Annotated in this window: 18 protein-coding genes; 6 read left to right on the forward strand and 12 right to left on the reverse strand. The window is 45.8% G+C overall.

Annotated elements, in window-relative coordinates; genetic code table 11:
- Positions 1-2: 2 nt before the first annotated feature.
- From aroK to pilM, 6 genes are all read right to left on the reverse strand, one after another.
- On the reverse strand, positions 3-521 hold the full coding sequence (gene aroK, locus AB4209_RS04580) for a shikimate kinase AroK (RefSeq protein ID WP_017061125.1): 519 nt from the start codon (positions 519-521) through the stop codon (positions 3-5).
- A gap of 176 nt (positions 522-697) precedes the next feature.
- On the reverse strand, positions 698-2,416 hold the full coding sequence (locus AB4209_RS04585; RefSeq protein ID WP_372054996.1) for a type IV pilus secretin PilQ: 1,719 nt from the start codon (positions 2,414-2,416) through the stop codon (positions 698-700).
- Between the two features lie 35 nt (positions 2,417-2,451).
- Positions 2,452-2,970: a pilus assembly protein PilP gene (locus AB4209_RS04590; protein ID WP_017063694.1), complete on the reverse strand. Its 519-nt coding sequence runs from the start codon at positions 2,968-2,970 to the stop codon at positions 2,452-2,454.
- Positions 2,957-3,586 carry a type 4a pilus biogenesis protein PilO gene (locus tag AB4209_RS04595; RefSeq protein WP_017068838.1) on the reverse strand — a complete coding sequence of 210 codons (630 nt, stop codon included), beginning with the start codon at positions 3,584-3,586 and terminating at the stop codon, positions 2,957-2,959. Before AB4209_RS04595 ends, AB4209_RS04590 begins: the two co-directional genes overlap by 14 nt.
- Positions 3,579-4,178 carry a PilN domain-containing protein gene (locus AB4209_RS04600; RefSeq protein ID WP_017061129.1) on the reverse strand — a complete coding sequence of 200 codons (600 nt, stop codon included), beginning with the start codon at positions 4,176-4,178 and terminating at the stop codon, positions 3,579-3,581. The genes AB4209_RS04595 and AB4209_RS04600 overlap by 8 nt, the downstream gene beginning before the upstream one ends.
- Positions 4,162-5,187 (reverse strand): type IV pilus assembly protein PilM, encoded by a 1,026-nt coding sequence (pilM, locus tag AB4209_RS04605; RefSeq protein ID WP_017061130.1) that lies wholly within the window; start codon positions 5,185-5,187, stop codon positions 4,162-4,164. Before pilM ends, AB4209_RS04600 begins: the two co-directional genes overlap by 17 nt.
- Before the next feature lie 151 nt (positions 5,188-5,338).
- Between pilM and AB4209_RS04610 the strand changes: the two genes are divergently transcribed.
- Positions 5,339-7,900 (forward strand): penicillin-binding protein 1A, encoded by a 2,562-nt coding sequence (locus tag AB4209_RS04610; protein WP_032546261.1) that lies wholly within the window; start codon positions 5,339-5,341, stop codon positions 7,898-7,900.
- Positions 7,901-8,011: 111 nt separating this feature from the next.
- Here the strand turns inward: AB4209_RS04610 and oxyR are convergent, their stop codons facing one another.
- Positions 8,012-8,905 carry a DNA-binding transcriptional regulator OxyR gene (oxyR, locus tag AB4209_RS04615; RefSeq protein WP_017061132.1) on the reverse strand — a complete coding sequence of 298 codons (894 nt, stop codon included), beginning with the start codon at positions 8,903-8,905 and terminating at the stop codon, positions 8,012-8,014.
- Between oxyR and AB4209_RS04620 the strand changes: the two genes are divergently transcribed.
- The 3 genes from AB4209_RS04620 (at position 8,904) to AB4209_RS04630 (ending at position 11,647) form a co-directional block, all read left to right on the forward strand.
- A complete protein-coding gene (locus tag AB4209_RS04620; RefSeq protein WP_017096544.1) occupies positions 8,904-9,083 on the forward strand; it encodes a hypothetical protein in 180 nt (59 codons plus the stop codon). The two genes, oxyR and AB4209_RS04620, sit on opposite strands and share 2 nt — an antisense overlap.
- Before the next feature lie 44 nt (positions 9,084-9,127).
- Positions 9,128-9,856, forward strand: a complete 729-nt coding sequence (locus tag AB4209_RS04625) for a glutathione peroxidase (protein WP_017061133.1) — start codon at positions 9,128-9,130, stop codon at positions 9,854-9,856.
- Positions 9,857-10,180: 324 nt separating this feature from the next.
- A complete protein-coding gene (locus AB4209_RS04630) occupies positions 10,181-11,647 on the forward strand; it encodes a dihydrolipoyl dehydrogenase (RefSeq protein WP_017061134.1) in 1,467 nt (488 codons plus the stop codon).
- 324 nt (positions 11,648-11,971) lie between these two features.
- On the opposite strand, the gene AB4209_RS04635 is transcribed toward AB4209_RS04630, so the two are convergent.
- Positions 11,972-12,319 (reverse strand): RidA family protein, encoded by a 348-nt coding sequence (locus AB4209_RS04635; RefSeq protein ID WP_004729674.1) that lies wholly within the window; start codon positions 12,317-12,319, stop codon positions 11,972-11,974.
- 87 nt (positions 12,320-12,406) lie between these two features.
- On the opposite strand from AB4209_RS04635, the gene AB4209_RS04640 reads away from it, so the two are divergent.
- Positions 12,407-12,655: a DUF3624 domain-containing protein gene (locus AB4209_RS04640; RefSeq protein ID WP_050642919.1), complete on the forward strand. Its 249-nt coding sequence runs from the start codon at positions 12,407-12,409 to the stop codon at positions 12,653-12,655.
- Between the two features lie 243 nt (positions 12,656-12,898).
- Here the strand turns inward: AB4209_RS04640 and argH are convergent, their stop codons facing one another.
- From argH to argC, 4 genes are all read right to left on the reverse strand, one after another.
- The gene (gene argH, locus AB4209_RS04645; protein WP_017061136.1) at positions 12,899-14,773 is read right to left on the reverse strand and encodes an argininosuccinate lyase; all 1,875 of its coding nucleotides are present in this window, start codon (positions 14,771-14,773) and stop codon (positions 12,899-12,901) included.
- 347 nt (positions 14,774-15,120) lie between these two features.
- On the reverse strand, positions 15,121-16,332 hold the full coding sequence (locus AB4209_RS04650; RefSeq protein ID WP_017061137.1) for an argininosuccinate synthase: 1,212 nt from the start codon (positions 16,330-16,332) through the stop codon (positions 15,121-15,123).
- 113 nt (positions 16,333-16,445) lie between these two features.
- Positions 16,446-17,234, reverse strand: coding sequence for an acetylglutamate kinase (gene argB / locus AB4209_RS04655; RefSeq protein ID WP_372054999.1), 789 nt, complete (start codon positions 17,232-17,234; stop codon positions 16,446-16,448).
- Positions 17,235-17,246: 12 nt separating this feature from the next.
- Positions 17,247-18,251 carry an N-acetyl-gamma-glutamyl-phosphate reductase gene (gene argC, locus AB4209_RS04660; protein ID WP_017061139.1) on the reverse strand — a complete coding sequence of 335 codons (1,005 nt, stop codon included), beginning with the start codon at positions 18,249-18,251 and terminating at the stop codon, positions 17,247-17,249.
- 153 nt (positions 18,252-18,404) lie between these two features.
- Here argC and argE point away from each other — a divergent pair, with 153 nt between their 5' ends.
- Positions 18,405-19,541 carry an acetylornithine deacetylase gene (gene argE, locus AB4209_RS04665; RefSeq protein ID WP_009848891.1) on the forward strand — a complete coding sequence of 379 codons (1,137 nt, stop codon included), beginning with the start codon at positions 18,405-18,407 and terminating at the stop codon, positions 19,539-19,541.
- The last annotated feature ends 193 nt before the right edge of the window (positions 19,542-19,734 follow it).

The raw sequence follows: 19,734 nt of genomic DNA on the forward strand, positions 1-19,734 counted from the left end.
ACTTAACGTTCTTCTAGCATTTTTACGATCTGGTTGGCTACCACTTTTGCACTTTGGTCGTCAGTACGAACTGTGTAGTCCGCCACTTCTTCGTATAGTGCGTTGCGAGATACAGCTAGATCTTCTAGCACATCACGCGGGTTGTCTGTTTGAAGTAGAGGGCGTTTCTTGTCGCGGTTAGTGCGAGCAAGTTGCTTTTCAATTGTTGTCTCTAGGTATACAACAATGCCTCGTGCAGATAGACGGTTACGGTTTTCTTTGCTCAACACTGAACCACCACCTGTCGCAAGAACAATACCTTGTTCTTCTGTCAGATCATTGATTACAGATTCTTCGCGCTTACGGAAACCTTCTTCGCCCTCAACATCAAAAACCCATGCGATGTCTGCGCCAGTGCGCTCTTCGATCACAGTGTCAGAGTCTAGAAACTCCATATGAAGTTGGGAAGCTAGGTGTCTACCAATTGTACTTTTGCCGGCGCCCATTGGGCCAACAAGAAAAATATTGCGTTTCTCAGCCATGTTTTTAGCAGTAATTTACAACGTTAATTCAATGACATCGCCACAAGGTAGGTCAGTACAAGTACTGAAATTAAAAGGCCCGTGGCACCGATTCCTCACAGATAATTCGTGATAAGACCCGAAATTATCAAGGTTAGGTGCCACTAATGCAACTTTATTTTTAATCTAATTGTTCATTACTGAATCACAACTTTGGGTGTGACAAAAATAAGTAGTTCACTTTTACCCACATTTTCATAGCTGCGACGGAACAATGCGCCCAAAACTGGCAGGTCCCCCAACAGAGGAACTTTATCCACTGTACTGCTCACGCTGTGCTGAAATATCCCGCCAAGCACGACAGTTTCACCATTATTAACAAGCACTTGCGTACCTATTCTTTGCGTATCAATGGCGACCGCTTCACCGGTTCCAGTTTTTACCACTTGCCCTGGCCTATCTTGAGTCACGCTCAAATCCAATACCAAACGATTATCGGGCGTGATCTGCGGTGTCACCTTAAGACTCAACACGGCTTTCTTAAATGCAACCGACGTAGCGCCACTTGAAGATGACTCTAAGTAAGGAATTTCAGTACCTTGCTCAATATAAGCCGGCTTTTTATTGGTGGTGATTAAGCGTGGACTAGAAATGATTTCAGCTTTTGACTCTTGTTGCAGTGCCGACAGTTCAAGATCGAGTAAGGTATCTGAACCCAGTTTGGCCACCTGAAACGCAATACTCGAGGCGTTCGGCGATGTTGCCCCTAAATTGACGTTGAGATAGTCATCAATCACGCTGCTGCCGCTATCGTCGTCATACGGCGTAATCGCTGATGGGTGGTTACCTTCGATTGAGCCACCAACGGTGAAGCTTCCGTTGGTTGAGGAAACGCCCCAGCGCACGCCAAGCTCATCAAGATTACCCTCAGTAACCGTGACAATACGTGCCTCTATCTGTACCTGCTTCACGGGAATGTCTAACGATTCAATGATGCCTCGGATCACGGCAATGTTTTCTTCCAATTCACGAATGAGCAGTGAGTTGGTGCGCTCATCAATGGTAATCGAACCACGATCGGACAACATGCTGACCGCACCTTCACCTCCAATCATGTCAGCGATGTCGGTGGCTTTAGCAAAGTTAATCTTGATGATTTCCGATTTAAGCTCCCCTAACTCCTCTTCTAAGCGCGATTTCTCTAACGCTTGTTGCTCTCGAAGGTCGAGCTCCGCTTTCGGCGCGACCAAGATAACATTGCCATCAACACGCTTATCCAAGCCTTTAACTTGCAAGATAATGTCGAGAACTTGCTGCCAAGGTACGCCATCTAAGCGTAACGTCAGGTTTCCGGCTACCGAATCAGACACCACGAGATTGAAGTCGTTGTAATCGGCAATCAGTTGCAGGACATTTCGTACCGGGATATCCTGGAAGTTAATCGATATCAGCTTGCCCTCTTTCTCTAGAACGCTTTTTTCTTTGGTCGCTTCATCGAGCACCGGTTTGCTGATCACCACCTCAATAAAGCGCCCCTTTAGGTTGTATTCATACTGATAGTCATTGCTAATCGTCGCTAGAAGCCGAGTGCTTGGTGTCTCTTTATAGACTTCAATGCCTTCAACCAAGGTAGCGAAATCCTTCACATCCAGCAGGTAGAGCTTGTCATCATCAACTTGAATATTGATTAGCTCGATACTTAACCCTTCCTGAGCTCGTTGAACATCCACCACTGCTGTGCTGGTCGCCAGCTCAATAATGATGACGGCGTCTTTATCCTTATTGACCCTAAAATCAATATTCTCCAATTTGTTCGGTAAGCTCTCGGCATGGCTGAGCACGCTAACAACCAACATCACAGACACAGCAAAACCTTGTAGAGCCTTGCTCACTAATCCACTTATTCCTTTAATCATATTTACATCTCATATCCACATCATGTGACATTGGTTTACTTCAGAGCCAGCCTAACGTTGCGCTTATGCCAACAACCTAAGCCATCTGGAAGAGTTTCATTAATCTGAACGTATTGGCTCGTCACCTTAGTAACTCGGCCATTGTTTAAGCCGATAAACTGGCCTTTCTTGACGTTTACCACGTTGCCTTTGGGTGTTTGCACTAAGCCAAACACGCTTGAGCCACTGCCCATCACGCCTCTTAAACGAAGCTTACTCAGCGGGTACTTCTCTAACTTGCCATTACGAGAACGGGCGCTGGGTTGCCAACAGTCTTTCTTAACCAAGGGTTGGTTTTGCACAATGGCTTCTTTAGGCAGTTCAAAGGGAGGACGCAAAGATCGGCGCTGATAAGTCGCCGCCGTGAATTCAGTTGCTGGGACAAGTTGCTCGACATCTTTTCTCGCCTTGGCTTCAACCTGCGCCACAAAATCTTGCAGTGAGTCTTGATTAGCTTTGCAGCCTGACAACGCAAGCATCAATACGATTGAGTAAAACGCGCTATTGGGTTTCATCATTAACCTCCGATTTAAACTGGTAGGTATAAGCTCGAACCCTAAAGTGCAGCGTGCTACTTTCTTGACTGACTCGCTGCCAATTCACATCATCAAAGCTAATAATACGCGGCAGCTTGGCGATGGCAGCAGAGAAGTCACCAATCTCGTGATAGTCACCTGTCAGCTCTATATTGAGAGGCAATCGATAGAGAAACTCCTTATTCTGCTTTTGCCCCCAATCGATTCGTGTGAAGGTCAGCGAGTTATCCAAGCCGAGCTCATTCACGGAGGCCAACATGCTCGCTAACTCCTTTTGAACGGGCAGTTGCTCTAATAGATAATCGTAGCGACTAGTTAGCTCATCCAACTGGCTCTGCAACTTAGGCAAGGCTGCAACCTTATTCGCCTTTATCCTCAAGGTCGTTTTTAAGGTCTGCTCCTGTTGCTTCATCTGTTGCAGTTCATCGTCGAGTGGCAACACATAAAGCCAAGTGCCTACACCTTGGATTAACACTATCAACACCAGAATCACGAGAAGCTGAGGCAGCAATGGCCATTCGGTGATCTCATCAACATCGAGATCTTGCAAGCTCATCCTGTTTTGCCTACTAATCCTATTTTGAAGGTTAGCCATGATGCGCCCCCTTATCTTTTCTGCTCGCGGTTGTGTTTTCTAAAGACACAGGGCTAAACACAAAAGAGACCTTGAAGGTCTGAAACTCTTTATTGAAGCGCTTGCGGTTATGAACGATAGAGTGCATCTCGACCCCTTTCAAAGAATCTGAACGTTCGAGGTTGTCCAACATGGTGGCGAGACGAGCAGTGCTGTCGCTGATGCCCGACATTTCAATCTCCTGACCATTCATCTTTATCTTGTCGACATACACACCCTCTGGAATCAGCTCCGGCATCAAGTTCATGAAGTCGGTGGTCTTATTACGGCCAAGCTGCAGCGACTCAACCACATCAAGTCGAGTCAGAATGGCTTTGTGTTCTTGCTCTGCGACTTTTAACGACTGAATTTGTCGGTCGAGCTCAGCAATGTACTGATTGAGGTAATTGAGGCGAGCTTGCTGCTTGGCTTGTTGATCGTGAAAATAGTGACCAACCGCCCATTGCCCTATAAGCGCAATGATGACGCCAAGAATGACCAGATGGATAAAACGCTTCTTGTGCTGAGCACGAATCTCATCACGCCACGGCAGCAGGTTAATTTGATGCAACATGCTTCTCTCCCTGCCACTTGAGCCCACTCATCGCCATACCCGCCGCGATACCAAAGTGTTGCCAGTCAATCGGCAGTCGGCGTCTCTTGGCGACCTTATTCTCAAATAAAGACAAAGGATTCAATGACTCGCAGCTCAACTGAAAATGGCGTTCTAGCTCTTCGGTTACCATAGGGATGCTGGCGCCCTCGCCCATCAACCAAATCCCTGAGATAGGTTGCTGCGCATTTCCCGATGAATAGAGCTGCAATTGACGCTTGAGCTTCTCAATCAGGTTAACAATGAATTGATGTGTCTCTTCCATAGTACCGAACACGCTCTCGATATCACTCGGGTCATCTGAGCTGCGAAGATCTTGAGTGCCAAAGGCGATGTCTTTATAGAAAGGCGCCGAATTCTGCGGGATAACCCCTAGCGAGGTTTGGTCGATTCCAACATCCACTAGCAACCAGTTTTTCTTATCGGGATACAGGCGCGAGGCCAATTGCCAGATATTAAGTAGCCCATGCGCCTGTGTATCCACCACCACAGGTTTGAAGCCAGCCTTGGTTAATGCATCCGCTCGGCTATCCACAACTTCTTTACGAGTGGCGTATACCTGATAACTGCTTGTCGAACCTTTACCAAATCGTTTGTCTTCCAGCTTTACAAAATCTAAACTCAGCTCCTCGATAGGAAAGGGAGATTGATGGGCGAAGGTTTGATAGATAGAAAACTCTTTTTCTCTGTCTTCTAACTCACTCTCTATTTGCAGTACTTTGCTGATCACCGTGTTATCAGGTACCGAAATGGCGACGTTGCGACAGCCAAAAGGCAGTCCTTTCCTAAGTTCTTTAAGTTTCTTAACAGTTTTCTGATACTCCAAAGTATGGTTAGCTGTAAAAATGTCGTCCGAAATCGGCAGCTCTTTGTATCCCACTAGGGCATACAACTCCCCCACGGGTTTTAGTACCACGGCTTTGATGCTGTGATGATTTATATCTATACCTGTAATTAATGATGAACCCATGTGACCTAGCTCCTGAAGTGCCAAGCATTTCGTTGATTATCTAGGGGTTGTGATTATTAGTTAAATAAGCGTTAATAAACGAAAGCTAAGTTTTTAGCCTAGAGTACAAGGGTTTGCTGCTTATCAGCCTTAACTAATCAGGGATTATCCGGTGAAGTTCATAAAGCGATTATTCATATTTACATTGATTTGCATGATTCTTGGAGTCAGTACAATTTTCGGGTTTTATTTTTACGTAAAACCAGAGTTGCCTGATGTTGCCACTTTGCGCGACGTAGAACTCCAAACGCCGATGCAAGTCTTCAGTCAAGACGGTAAGCTGATCTCTCAATTTGGTGAAAAGCGTCGTAATCCAGTCACTTATGACGAGATTCCTCGCCACTTAGTTGAGGCTCTGATTGCCACCGAAGATAGCCGTTTCTATGAACACCCAGGTATTGACCCAATCGGTATCACACGTGCAGCGCTCGTGGTTGCAATGTCGGGTTCAGCCAAACAAGGTGCGAGTACCATTACTCAGCAGCTTGCGCGTAACTTCTTCTTATCTAATGAGAAAAAGATTATGCGTAAGATCAAAGAGATCTTCATTGCGATCCACATTGAGCAACTTCTTAGTAAAGAAGAGATCATGGAGCTTTACGTCAACAAGATCTTCCTTGGTCACCGTTCGTATGGTTTTGGCGCGGCAGCACGTGTTTACTTCGGTAAAGATCTTCCTGATCTCACGCTGAGTGAAATTGCGACCCTTGCGGGTATGCCAAAAGCACCTTCGACAATGAACCCTATTTACTCTGTTGAGCGCGCGACTAACCGTCGTAACGTTGTATTGCGTCGTATGTTAGACGAGAAATACATCACTCAAGCAGAGTTCGATGACGCTCGTAGTGAAGAGCTTATCTCGAAATACCACGGTGCAGAGATCGAACTGAGCGCGCCATATGTTGCTGAAGTTGCACGTGCTTGGATGGTGGAACGCTATGGTGAAGAAGCTTATACATCAGGCATGAAGGTCTACACGACCGTTGATTCGAAACTGCAAAAAGCAGCGAACCAAGCCGCAATTAAGAACCTACTTGGCTACGATGAGCGTCACGGCTACCGTGGTGCTGAAAAAGTATTGTGGCAGACTGCGCAATCAGCGTGGGATCAAGAACAAATCGTTAAACACCTTAAGTCTCAACCAACCTATGGTGACCTAGTCCCTGCTGTTGTTACCGCGGTTGATTCGAAAAGTGCTCAAATTTGGGTTAAGAACCAAGGTGAAGGCACTATCGAATGGCAAGGCATGAACTGGGCGCGTAAATTCCTAACGGATAACCGCCAAGGACCAGCGCCTTCTCAAGCGAAAGAAATTCTGGCGGTTGGTGAACAAATCTGGGTTCGCCATGAAGCCGTTACCGGCGATGAAGTCTCTGAAGAGCCGACAGAAGAGTCAGCGACTGCAGAATCAGAAACACCGATTGTATGGCGACTAAGCCAAGTACCGAATGCGAACACAGCATTTGTTGCAATGAACCCGAACAACGGCGCGGTATTGTCGATGGTCGGTGGCTTTAACTTTGTCCACAACAAGTTCAACCGTGCAACGCAATCTATTCGTCAGGTGGGTTCTGGTATCAAACCCTTTATCTACTCAGCAGCGATTGAGAAAGGCTTAACGCTAGCCTCACTGATCAACGATGCACCGATTAACCAATGGGATAAGAGCCAAGGTACCGCATGGCGACCAAAGAACTCGCCACCGACTTACGTGGGTCCAACTCGTTTACGTATTGGCTTAGCTCAGTCTAAAAACGTAATGGCGGTACGTGTACTGCGCGAAGTAGGTCTAGATGATACTCGTAACTACCTAACTCGATTTGGCTTTGATATTGATGAAGTTCCGCGCTCTGAAACCATTGCTCTGGGTGCGGGTAGCTTAACGCCAATGAAAGTAGCTCAAGGTTACTCAGTATTCGCTAATGGCGGCTACTACGTTGAACCTTTCTACATCAGCCGCATTGAGACACCATTTGGTGAGACTGAATTTGAAGCGACACCAAAAGTGGTTTGTAAAGACGATTGCCAACAGCAAATGACCTCAGACCCAATGGCTGATGAGTTTGCAGAGCAAGATGTGGATGCCAAAGTACAATACGCACCTCAAGTTATCTCTGAACAGAACGCATTCCTTGTTCGTGAAATGATGTACAGCAACATCTGGGGTGGCGGTGATTGGAGCGCAGGTACGGGTTGGAACGGTACAGGTTGGCGTGCACAGCCGTTGAAGCGTCGTGACATTGGCGGAAAAACGGGTACCACCAACGATTCGAAAGATACTTGGTACAGCGGTTACGGCCCTGGCATGGTTGCAACGGTATGGGTTGGTTTTGATAACCACAACCGCAACCTAGGCAGAACCAAAGCGAACTCAAATCTTGGTAAGAACCAAATTACGGGTGCAGAAGCTGGCGCGAAAACAGCAGAACCTGCATGGGTTGATTTCATGGGTACGGCGTTAGCGGGTGTTCCTGCTGAGCGTAAAGAGATTCCTGAGAACATCGTCCGTGTTCGTATCGACCGTGAAACTGGCTTACTGACCAACAAGTTCGATAGCTCATCAATGTTCGAGTACTTCGAGAAAGGCACAGAGCCAACCGAGTACATCACTGAACGTTTCAATGATGACATCTACTCAACCTCATCAGGTGAAGCAGTAGAAGAACTGTTCTAACTAAGGTTTGTAGAACCTAGTAACATGAACCAACAAAAAGGGTTGATATGCATTCATATCAACCCTTTTTTTATATCTATATCTGACCAGACTAGGCTCTAAATTCAAGCGCTAAGCCGTCTTCTCCAGTTGAGTTCGAATCGTCTCAGCCAATTGCTCGAAACGTCCCTTCAATGGAGAGCCCGGACGGTAGGCAACAACAATGCGACGTGAAGGTGTTGGATTCACAGCAGGTACGTAACACACACCGTCTTTCTGCTTCTCTTTCGGCACCGATAGCTGAGGAAGCAAGGTAATCCCCGCCCCCGCCGCGACCATGTTACGCAGCGTTTCTAAGCTGGTTGCCTTAAAGCGCTCATCATCTTTGGCGCCCGCAGCAAAACAGAAGCCCAAGGCTTGGTCTCTCAAACAGTGACCGTCACCTAGCGCAAGTACGGTTTGTCCATTCAGCTGCAGCATATCGACAGTGTCTTGCTGAGCCCACTCGTGGTCACATGGAACGGCAACACTTAACGGCTCGTCATACACATCGATCTCTTTGAACACCGCCGTTTCATCAACCGCAGCCAGTACTAAGCAATCAAGCTTGCCATCTTCAAGTTGGCTCACTAACTGATGGGTCTGAGCTTCATGCAGGTAAAGCTCAAGATCTGGGAAGCTCTCTTTAAGATGAGGAACAATCTTAGGCAAGATGTAAGGACCCACGGTTGGAATAAAACCAATGTGCATTGGCCCCGTCATCGCTTCACCGTGTCCACTCGCCATATCTTTAAAAGTTTTCACTTCATTGAGAATACGCTTGGCTTGTTCAACAAGTTGTAACCCTGATTCTGTAAATATCACCTTCCTTGGACTACGCTCGGTTAACTGAAGTCCAATTTCATCTTCGAGTTTGCGTATTTGACCGCTTAGTGTCGGCTGACTGACAAAGCACGCTTCTGCCGCTTTTCGGAAGTGTTTATGCTCTGCGAGCGCCACCAAGTATTCAAAGTCACGAATGTTCATGATCAGTCTCTTACCTCAGGTTTTAATAAGAACAAGGGTTCTAATAGAAACATTTAAAAGAAAAATGCTCTTGATAGAATTTACCTATCAAAACCATAACATCAAACGATTAGAGCTATCAAAGGATTTATCTAATAATGGGCTCAACGAAACGAAACAGAGCGAAGAAAAACGTTAAGCTCTGATAGAACAAAATTAAAAATACTATTTAAGGAAATCAATATGTTTGCATCTAAAGAAGGTCAATCAATCCCTCAAGTAACATTCCCAACTCGCCAAGGTGATGCATGGGTTAACGTAACTACTGAAGAGCTATTCAAAGACAAGACAGTTATCGTATTCAGCCTACCAGGTGCGTTTACGCCAACATGTTCGTCAAGCCACCTACCTCGTTACAACGAGCTACATTCAGTGTTCAAAGAAAACGGTGTTGATGACATTCTGTGTGTTTCAGTAAACGACACATTCGTAATGAACGCTTGGAAAGCAGACCAAGAAGCGGAAAACATCACATTCATCCCAGATGGTAACGGTGATTTCACAGACGGCATGGGTATGCTAGTTGAGAAAAACGACATCGGCTTCGGCAAACGTTCATGGCGTTACAGCATGCTGGTTAAAAACGGCGTGGTAGAAAAAATGTTCATCGAAGAAGACGTACCAGGCGACCCGTTCAAGGTTTCTGATGCAGATACTATGCTTAACTACCTTGCTCCTGAGCACAAAGAGCAAGAGTCAATCACAGTATTCACTAAGCCAGGCTGTCCTTTCTGTATGAAAGCAAAACAGAACCTAATCGACAAAGGTCTGAACTACGAAGAAGTGGTTCTAGGTAAAGATGCAACAACAGTAAGCCTACGTGCAATCTCTGGTCGCACTACCGTTCCTCAAGTATTCATCGGTGGCAAACACATCGGTGGTAGTGAAGAACTAGAAACTTTCCTAGGTTAATCACTTAGTCGCTAATAAACGCTTAGCAATTAAATAACCTAAGTAATTAAATAGCTTAGTAATACCAGCTAACCCACCCTCTTGTGGGTTAGCTATTCCAAACCACTCTTATCTGAGCTTTGGAAAAAGATACAGCTTCTGACTCGCCAACTTTTAACTAACCTATAGTTAGTAACAAGAAGCAGTGAGTAACAAAAAGCTGAATCACAAGCTAAACCTAATAAAACAGAATCACAAAACTGACCCGCAATCCTGACTCTCAAAAAATAATCAGAGTTGGAGGGGTTCGTTCAAACCAAATTTAGCCATTGCGAGATAATTATTATGAAACAAGTCAATGTAGATGTAGCAGTTATCGGGGGCGGTACGGCAGGTTTAGGTTCTTACCGCGCTGCAAAAGCACACACTGACAGTGTCGTGATGATTGAAGGTGGCCCTTACGGTACAACCTGTGCTCGTGTTGGTTGTATGCCATCTAAACTGCTTATTGCAGCTGCGGAAAGCGTACACCAAATCGAGAAAGCTCCGGCTTTTGGCGTTCACCCACAAGGTGATATCGTGATTAACGGCCGTGAAGTGATGGACCGAGTGAAGTTTGAGCGTGACCGTTTTGTTGGTTTTGTTTTAGAAGGTGTTGATGAAATCCCAGAGCAAGACAAGATCTCTGGCTACGCAAAGTTCTTAGATGACAACACACTACAAATTGATGACCACACGGTTGTCACCGCTAAGCGTATTGTTATCGCGACCGGTTCTCGCCCTGCATACCCTGCCGTTTGGAATGAGCTTGGCGATCGCCTGATCATTAACGACGACGTGTTCAGCTGGGATGATTTACCAGAATCGGTTGCGGTATTTGGCCCTGGTGTTATTGGTCTTGAGCTTGGTCAGTCACTGCACCGCTTAGGTGTGAAGACCAAACTGTTCGGTTTGGGTGGTCAAGTTGGCCCAGTAACTGATCCAGAGATCATGGCTTATGCAGATAAAGCTTTCAATGAAGAGTTCTATCTCGATGCCGACGTGAAAATCGAAAGCATGAAGCGCATTACCACTGAATCGGGTGAGCCACGTGTCGAAATCCAGTTCATCAATAAACAAGGTGAATTAGAAACTAACGTCGTTGAATACGTACTAGCAGCAACAGGTCGTCGCCCTAACACTGACAAGCTTGGCTTAGAGAATACCTCTCTAGAGCTTGATGAACGTGGTGTGCCAATCGCAGACCACTACACGCTACAAACATCACTACCATCAATATTTATCGCTGGTGATGCGAGTAACCAACTGCCTCTACTGCATGAAGCAGCAGACCAAGCTCGTATTGCGGGTGACAATGCAGGTCGCTTCCCAGAGATTCGTGCAGGCCTACGCCGCTCTAAAATCTCGGCAGTATTCTCTGACCCGCAAATCGCGATGGTTGGTGAAACCTACAAAGAGATCACCACACGCTTAGGCACATGTGGCTGTTTCGCAACGGGTGAAGTGTCTTTCGAAAACCAAGGTCGTTCACGAGTGATGCTTCGCAACAAAGGTATTCTGCACGTATACGGCGAGCAAGGCACAGGCCGCTTCCTTGGTGCTGAGATGATGGGACCAAACGCAGAACACTTGGCTCACTTATTAGCATGGGCACACCAGAACAAGATGACGGTTTCTGAGATGCTAGACATGCCGTTCTACCACCCAGTAATCGAAGAGGGTGTACGAACTGCCCTACGTGACCTGAATGCGAAACTGCACCTAGGTCCAGAGATGGTGAAACACTGTCTGGATTGTGGCCCGGGCTGTTAATCTCAGACTAGCGCCAGTCAATTAGCAGTTAACAAACGTTAGATACTAAAAAGGAAAGCCATTGGCTTTCCTTTTTGTTTTTGGCAACGAGCAAACTATAGATTCCCGATTACGCTCCTTCGTCGCTAACGGGAATGACGTAACTTTTAACGCACATCTGAGCCGAAGCCAATCAGTGTGATGGTCGTTTTAAAAACGCATCTAAGCTGAAGCAGACCAAAGTGACGCATCAGCTAAACCAAAACTAAACTCGTCATTCCAGAACCGAGGGACGAGGTATCTGGAATTTCTTGAAGCCATTGCGTCACTAAAAGCTTTAAGCAATTACTTCTCAGCAGCAATCACAGAGATCTCAACAAGTAGCGCTTCGCGAGCCATGTCGCCTGTCACACATGCGCGAGCTGGAGCGTGACCTTCTGGTACCCATGCATCCCACACTGCATTCATTTCTTGGAAGTCTTTCATGTCTTTCAAGTAAATCGTTGCTGACAGCATGTGCTCTTTGTCGCTGCCTGCTTGCTCAAGTAGCGCTTCTACTTTATCTAACATGGTTTGAGTTTGTTCAGTGATGTCTTTAGTTGCATCAGCACAAACTTGGCCACATAGGTAGATAGTACCGTTGTGTTTAACAATACGGCTCATACGTTGCTTGGTTTCTTGGCGCTCAATCATCGACTTTCTCTCTCTGTGTCACCGTGATCCAATATCTTGTGACGTGTTATTATCAGGGCAACAAGCATAACGCGAATCAAACCCAAGATGACATGCATTCATTGCAATAAAAGTGAAAAAATCCGTAACAAGCTCGGTCGCTGCCAGCGTTGCATGAATCAGCTGATGGTGTTGTCGATTTTGAGTTGGGGAGTATGGTGGCTGTTTTTCAGAGAAGACCCAAAAACCATCAATGCCATCGCTTTGATGATGGCCGCTTTCGCATTCAGTGGCTTGTTGTCGTTGCATTGGATAATGAAGTTTGTCGTGCTGCCTTTAAGGAACAAAAAGCGTTAACAGAGAGACTTTGCTCGATAAGCGATAAAGGCTAGATGTCCAATTAAATGACTCGCCTTAGCAAGCCGTCATCATTTCCCAAACAGCAGATAGAAAAAAGCCCCAGAACCAATCGATTCTAGGGCTTTCTTAGAAAATTCTAAGAAAAAGCAGTGGTACTTTAATAGACCGGGCTTTTCTTAGTTTGTTCCCAAAAAAGATCATATTTTTGATCTTTTTTTTAGGAGCTATAAAATCAATGCCTTATGCAACATTAACCTTAGCAATTATCTGCTCTACCAAGTTCACTTCCAATGCCACTTCATCACACGCATGTTGACGAGGACACTGGTCACAATCTTTCAGTACCTTCTCAGGCAGCAGAGATTTCGATGTTGGTAAGAAATCATGCTTCATAAAGAACTCTGGAGTACGAGTCAGCACAAACACCTTCTTGATGGCCATTTGTCGCGCTTTCTCAACCAAGTGCTGCACAATTGCGGTACCCTGCCCTTGACCTTGCCAGCCAGCTTCGACACCCAGTGAACGGATTTCCGCTAGGCCAGAGTCATACACATAGAGTGATGCACAACCTGTCACCTCACCATGATGCTCTGCGACCGCAAACGAGCCAATATCACGCACCAGTTCATTACGAGAACGAGGTAGGTTTTCACCCATGTTCGCCCAGTAAGCGACCATACCTTCCAACGCTTCAATATCGGTCAGACGAGCAGGACGAACCTTGACGATGGACGTATCACGCTGTGATAAACGTTTCTCAGCTTGGTCAACCGCGTAAGCCACTTGCTGTGGAGATACACCGCCTAGCGCGCTACGTTTTTCAAGACACGATTCAATGGTCAGGATGTCATACACATCTTCCTCAATCACCTCAGAGAACTCTTTCATCTCTGCGATGGTTAATTCTTCTAATGCACAGCCTTTAGCAATCGCCGCCACTACCGTCACACCAACAATATGGTGAGCTTCACGGAAAGGAATCCCTTTCGCTACTAGGTAATCAGCCAATTCAGTTGAGTTCGCGTAGCCTTGTTTCGCGGCTTCAAGTGTACGTTCGCCGTTCACTTTAATGCCGTCAAAACAGAGTGCTGCCATTTCCATACAATCATTCCAAGTATCTAAAGCGTCGAACAGACCTTCTTTATCTTCTTGCATGTCTTTGTTGTACGCCAAAGGCAGAGCTTTTACTGTCATCATCATTGCCGCTAATGAACCGTAAACACGGCCAGTTTTGCCACGGATAAGCTCTAGCGCATCTGGGTTTTTCTTTTGTGGCATCAGAGATGAACCTGACGTCACGGTATCCGCTAACTCGATGAAGTTTGATTCACCTGAGTTGTAGAAAATCATATCTTCTGCAAGACGCGAAAGGTGAAGCATAGAGATAGAAGCAATCGACATTAGCTCCATCACATGGTCGCGGTCAGAAACTGAATCTAGAGAGTTGCGCGTTGCACGACGGAAACCTAAGTTGTGAGCTAACTCTTCACGGTCCATCGGGTAAGCTGTTCCAGCAAGGGCACCAGAACCCAGCGGACATGTGTCTAGACGCTTAATCGCATCATTCAAACGTGAATAATCACGCTCAAGCATTTCAACGTAAGCCAAGCACCAGTGAGCAAAAGTTACCGGCTGAGCACGTTGTAAGTGAGTGTAGCCAGGAAGCACGGTTTCTTGATGCTGAGAAGCCACATTCACCATTTGGCTTTGCAGGCGATCCAATGCTAGTAGCAGTTGATTACCTTGCTGACGACACCATAATTTCAGGTCGGTCGCCACTTGGTCATTACGAGAACGGCCAGTATGAAGTTTTTTGCCCAAGTCACCGACTTTGCCGATAAGTTGCTGCTCAACCCAGCTGTGAATATCTTCTGCATCAGAACGTAGAATCTGTTCAGGATCTTCCATCACCTCAAGTTTTAGCTCATTCAGCGCTAACTCAAGCTTCTGTTGCTCTTCTTCTGTTAATACGTTGACCGACAGTAGAGCTTTAGACCAGGCAATTGAGCCCACAATGTCTTGCTCAGCCAATCGGTAATCAAAACGAAGAGAATCGTTAAAATCTTTGAACCGGGTGTCTGCTGCTTGGGTAAATCTACCGCCCCATAATGCCATTGTGTATCTCCTAATTGCACAGTGCTCACTGTTTTTGCAAATGATAATTCTGATTAAGATTCAGTATTTTTCTGATGGTTTAAACTTACGGCAATTCAAAATGAAAATAAAGTATTAATTCATTATTTTCACATATTTATTCATCACTAGTTCAATCCATTGATTATTTTTAGCGTGGAGCGCGAATTATATGCCATCCGATAGGAAAAACCGAAGCTGATTTATTAGGCAAATAGAAAGTAAAAAGCCCACTCACTAATCAATAGTGAATGGGCTTTGCATAAAAATGTCTGTTTACTGGCCTTCAACCTTTCGCTAAAGACTAGCTCACTAACTCATTGTTAGGATTACTTTTGGCTATTCAGAGCACGGATACGGCTTGATAGCGAGTAAAGACGAATGAAGCCTTCAGCATGACTTTGGTCGTAAACTTCATCTTCACCAAAGGTTGCAAACTCTTCTGAGTACAGGCTGTTGTCAGAACGCTTCTGAGTCACCGTTGCATGGCCTTTGTAAAGTTTGATAACCACTTCACCATTCACGTCTTGTGCAAGCTCTTCTGTCGCAGCAAGAATTGACTTACATAGCGGAGTGAACCAACGACCATCGTATACAAGGTGAGAAGCCTTAACACCTAGCTCTTCACGGAATTCAAATGCTGCTTTATCAAGAACCAGTTGCTCTACTGCACGCAGTGCTTCCATCATGATTGTGCCACCCGGAGTTTCGTAACAACCACGAGACTTCATGCCAACAAGACGGTTTTCTACGATATCGATACGACCAACACCGTGCTTAGCACCCTTCTCGTTTAGGTAAACCAGTGCGTTGTATGGCGTCATTGTTTCGCCATCAACCGCAACCACTTCGCCTTTTTCAACTTTAAGCGTCACAGTTTCAGATTCGTTTGGCGCTTGCTCTGGGTCTACAGTCCAAGCCCAGCAATCTTCGTTAGGTGCATTCCATGTGTTTTCTAGAACGCCACCTTCTGTTGAGATGTGCCATGCGTTTGCATCACGCGAGTAAATCTTAGTAAGAGAAGCCGTACAAGGGATGTTACGCTCAGCTAGGTAATCTAGGCACTCTTCACGACTCACTAGATCCCATTCACGCCATGGTGCAATTACGTGTAGGTCTGGTGCTAGTGCAGCAAATGCGCCTTCAAAACGAACTTGGTCATTACCTTTACCAGTACAGCCGTGACACAGTGCGTCTGCACCTACTTTACGTGCGACTTCAACCTGTGCTTTCGCGATGATTGGACGCGCCATCGACGTACCTAGTAGGTATTTACCTTCGTAGTAAGCGCCCGTTTTCAGCGTTGGGTAGATGTAGTCAGCAACCATCTCTTCTTTAAGGTCTGCGATGTAACACTCAGATGCACCAGAAGCTTTTGCTTTCTCTTCGATACCAATCAACTCTTCGTCGCCTTGACCAACATCCGCAACAAACGCAACCACTTCACAGTCATAGTTCTCTTTCAACCATGGAATGATTACTGATGTGTCTAGACCGCCAGAGTAGGCTACTACAACTTTCTTTACGTTAACTTTGCTCATTTTCTTTCTCCTAGTTTCCATACTGCACATGGCGGTCAGCGTTGGAAATGACTTCATAATTATATGTTTATTTAATTTGTCTAAATTCTTTAAGTAGTGACTCGTTGTGAAACCTACTGAGGTAAAAACTGTGTTCCTATGCTTTTACCTGAAAACAGTTGTGTTAGCTTTTCTGGGTATCGCCAAGTGGCAACTTCGATTGGTCGTCCAAGGTCGTTAGCGGCTTCTAGTGCGGCTTGAACCTTAACGATCATGCCGTCGGTAATCACTTTGCCTGTAATAAGGTCATCAGCTTGTTGTTGATTAAGGCTTGGAATGAGGTGACCTTTGCCATCCAACACACCACTTACATCAGAAAGCAGTACCAGTTCAGCATCAAGTGCGCCTGCAACGGCAACCGCAGCTTGGTCGGCATTGACGTTCATCAGTTGGCCTTGCTCAGTCAGACCAATCGAGCTAATGATAGGCAGTGCGCCCGCATTAAGAATCGCTTGCAGAACGGTTGAGTCGCCCGGCTCCGCTTTTCCTACCGCCCCCAGTTCAGGGTTCAGTTCGCTCACTTTGCATAAACCACCGTCTGCTAGGCTTAAACCAACGGCATTGATACCGTCTTTAATCGCCTGACCTTGAAGTAATTTATTCGCCGTGCCCGCTAATGCACCAGCGATCACTGGGATCTGCTCATAAGGAGTAACACGTAGCCCTTCTTTCTTAACGGTTTCGAGGTTCAACTTATTCATCAAATCATCAACAAGGTAACCGCCACCGTGAACAATCACGATTGGTCGTTGTGCCTGTTGTTGGTAAGCAGAGATAGCACCAAATAACTTGCTAAGTGTTTCACCACAAGATAGCGCAGCGCCACCTAACTTTATGATTAATGGTTGATTATTAAGGCTCATATCTAGATTTCCTTACACTAACGCAGTTAATGGCGCAAAACCATAACGTAAATTCAAACACTGCATCGCTTGGCTAGATGCACCCTTTAATAAGTTATCAATCGCTGAAACAACGATGATGTGATGACCTTGAACCTTCCAACCTAAGTCGCAGAAAGGCGTCTGCTCTACATCTTGAATTCTTGGCAATGTCTCTTCGAGTAATCTCACCGCAGGTTTACCTTGGTAAGCTTGCTCGAAGGCATCTTGTATCTGTTGTTCTGTCACGCCTTCAGCCAATTTCATGGTAATGGTTGCCAAAATGCCACGCTTAAAGTTGCCGAGGTGCGGGGTAAAAATCACATCACATCCTAAATGTGCAGCCATTTCAGGTTGATGACGGTGATTGAATACACCATAAGCTTGCAAGCTCACTTCGCAGAAGCTGTTGACCATCGTCGCCTTGCGGCCTGCACCAGTCACACCGCTGGTTGCGTTAATCACTGGCCATTGGTTTTCATCCAGTAACTTGGCTTCAACCAAAGGCTTAATCGCCAGTTGTGATGCGGTTGGGTAACAACCCGCGACAGCGACAAGCTGAGCTTCTTTAATTTCTTGTTCGTTCCACTCAGCTAAACCGTAAGCCGCTTTGTCTAGCCATTGTTCGTGTTGATGTTCAAAACCGTAAAACTCTTGATAGAAGTTTTCGCCTTTAACTCTGAATGCACCCGATAGGTCGAAGACTTGGCAATCGTTCTCTAGAAAAATTGGCGCTAGGTCGTGACTAACCTCGTGTGCCGTTGCTAAGAAAATCACATCAGATTGTTTAGCTACTTCTTCCGGATTTGTTAAAGGTTGTACTGGCATATCAATCAAGCCAGCTAACTTACCGTGCAGTGCCGCAATAGGTTTACCTGCGTCTACACTATTGGCTGAGACATATAAACCTGATAGCGTGAGCTCAGGGTGTCTGTTTATCATTAGAGCCAGTTCTGCTCCTGTGTAGCCGCTTGCGCCAATGATCGTGGTTTTCAACATCTCAACACATCCATTTTTGAGGTAAGTTACATTTCAAATTTGACTATTCATACTTAATTTTTAGCTTTATTTGATTTCTTATGCATTAAATATGATTTAATATGTGTTTTACCGACTTATGGTTTTCCTGTCAATAGTAGAAGTGAAGTTATTATGCAATTACCGAGTTTTCTTGAGGTCTACAAAGGCCTAATTTCCACAGACTCTATTAGCTCGACCGATCCAAGCTGGGATCATGGCAACGAGAAAGTGATCGAAAAAATGGCTCAATGGTTTAAAGACGTAGGCTTTAGCGTTGAAGTCGTGGAAGTCGAACCCGGCAAGCATAATATGGTCGCTAAGATGGGATCGGGCGAAGGTGGCTTGCTACTCGCAGGACACAGCGACACAGTGCCATTTGATGAAGGACGTTGGAACTTCGACCCTCACGCACTAACAGAACACAACAATCGCTTCTATGGATTAGGCACAGCCGATATGAAAGGCTTTTTCGCTTTCGTTTATGAAGCGGCAAAGAAGATGGATTGGAGCAAACAGACCAAGCCGCTATATGTATTGGCAACCTGTGACGAAGAGACCACCATGCTGGGTGCGCGTCATTTCACTGAAAATGCACCGTTTAAACCGGATTACTGCATTATTGGTGAGCCAACCAGCCTTGTGCCGATTCGTGGCCATAAAGGCCATGTTGCTAACGCTGTGCGAGTAACGGGTAAATCAGGTCACTCTTCTGATCCTGCATTAGGTGTCAACGCCATCGAGATCATGCATGAAGTGTTGTTCGCTTTAATGCAACTGCGTGACAAGCTAGTCAAAGAGTATCACCACCCGGGTTTCGCAATTCCAAGCCCCACTCTAAACCTTGGCCATATCCACGGTGGCGACAGTGCCAACCGTATCTGTGGTTGCTGTGAGCTGCACTATGATGTGCGTCCTTTGCCAGGTATCAGCCTAGATGGCTTGGATAACATGCTGCGCAGCGCACTCAAAGAAGTAGAAGCAAAATGGCCGGGCAGAATTGAGATTACGCCACTGCACGAACCTATCCCGGGTTACGAGTGCCAACATGACCATCCATTTATCGGTGGCATGGAATCAGTTTGCGAAACTGAATCACAAACCGTCAACTACTGCACTGAGGCACCTTTCCTTCAAGAACTTTGCCCAACCTTAGTGCTGGGTCCAGGCTCAATCGACCAAGCTCACCAACCAGATGAGTTCCTAAGCTTCGATTTTATCGATCCAACGATTGATGTTCTGAGTAAGTCGATCCGCAAATATTGTTTCTAGTTATTACTTTTCTTCCAATATTTTCGTATAAAAGCTACCCGAAAAGGTGGCTTTTATTCTGTTATCCCAGCCACAGCCTGATCTTGTAATTAAATTTCACTTTAATTCCGAACTATTGGGGAAATTGACTTCTCCCGAATTTCGAAAACTAATAATTGCAAACTTAGAATGCTTTATTTGACTAGATACAGCA

Origin of the sequence: Vibrio sp. 10N.286.48.C11 (assembly GCF_041469805.1) — a bacterium.
Classification (GTDB): domain Bacteria; phylum Pseudomonadota; class Gammaproteobacteria; order Enterobacterales; family Vibrionaceae; genus Vibrio; species Vibrio crassostreae_C.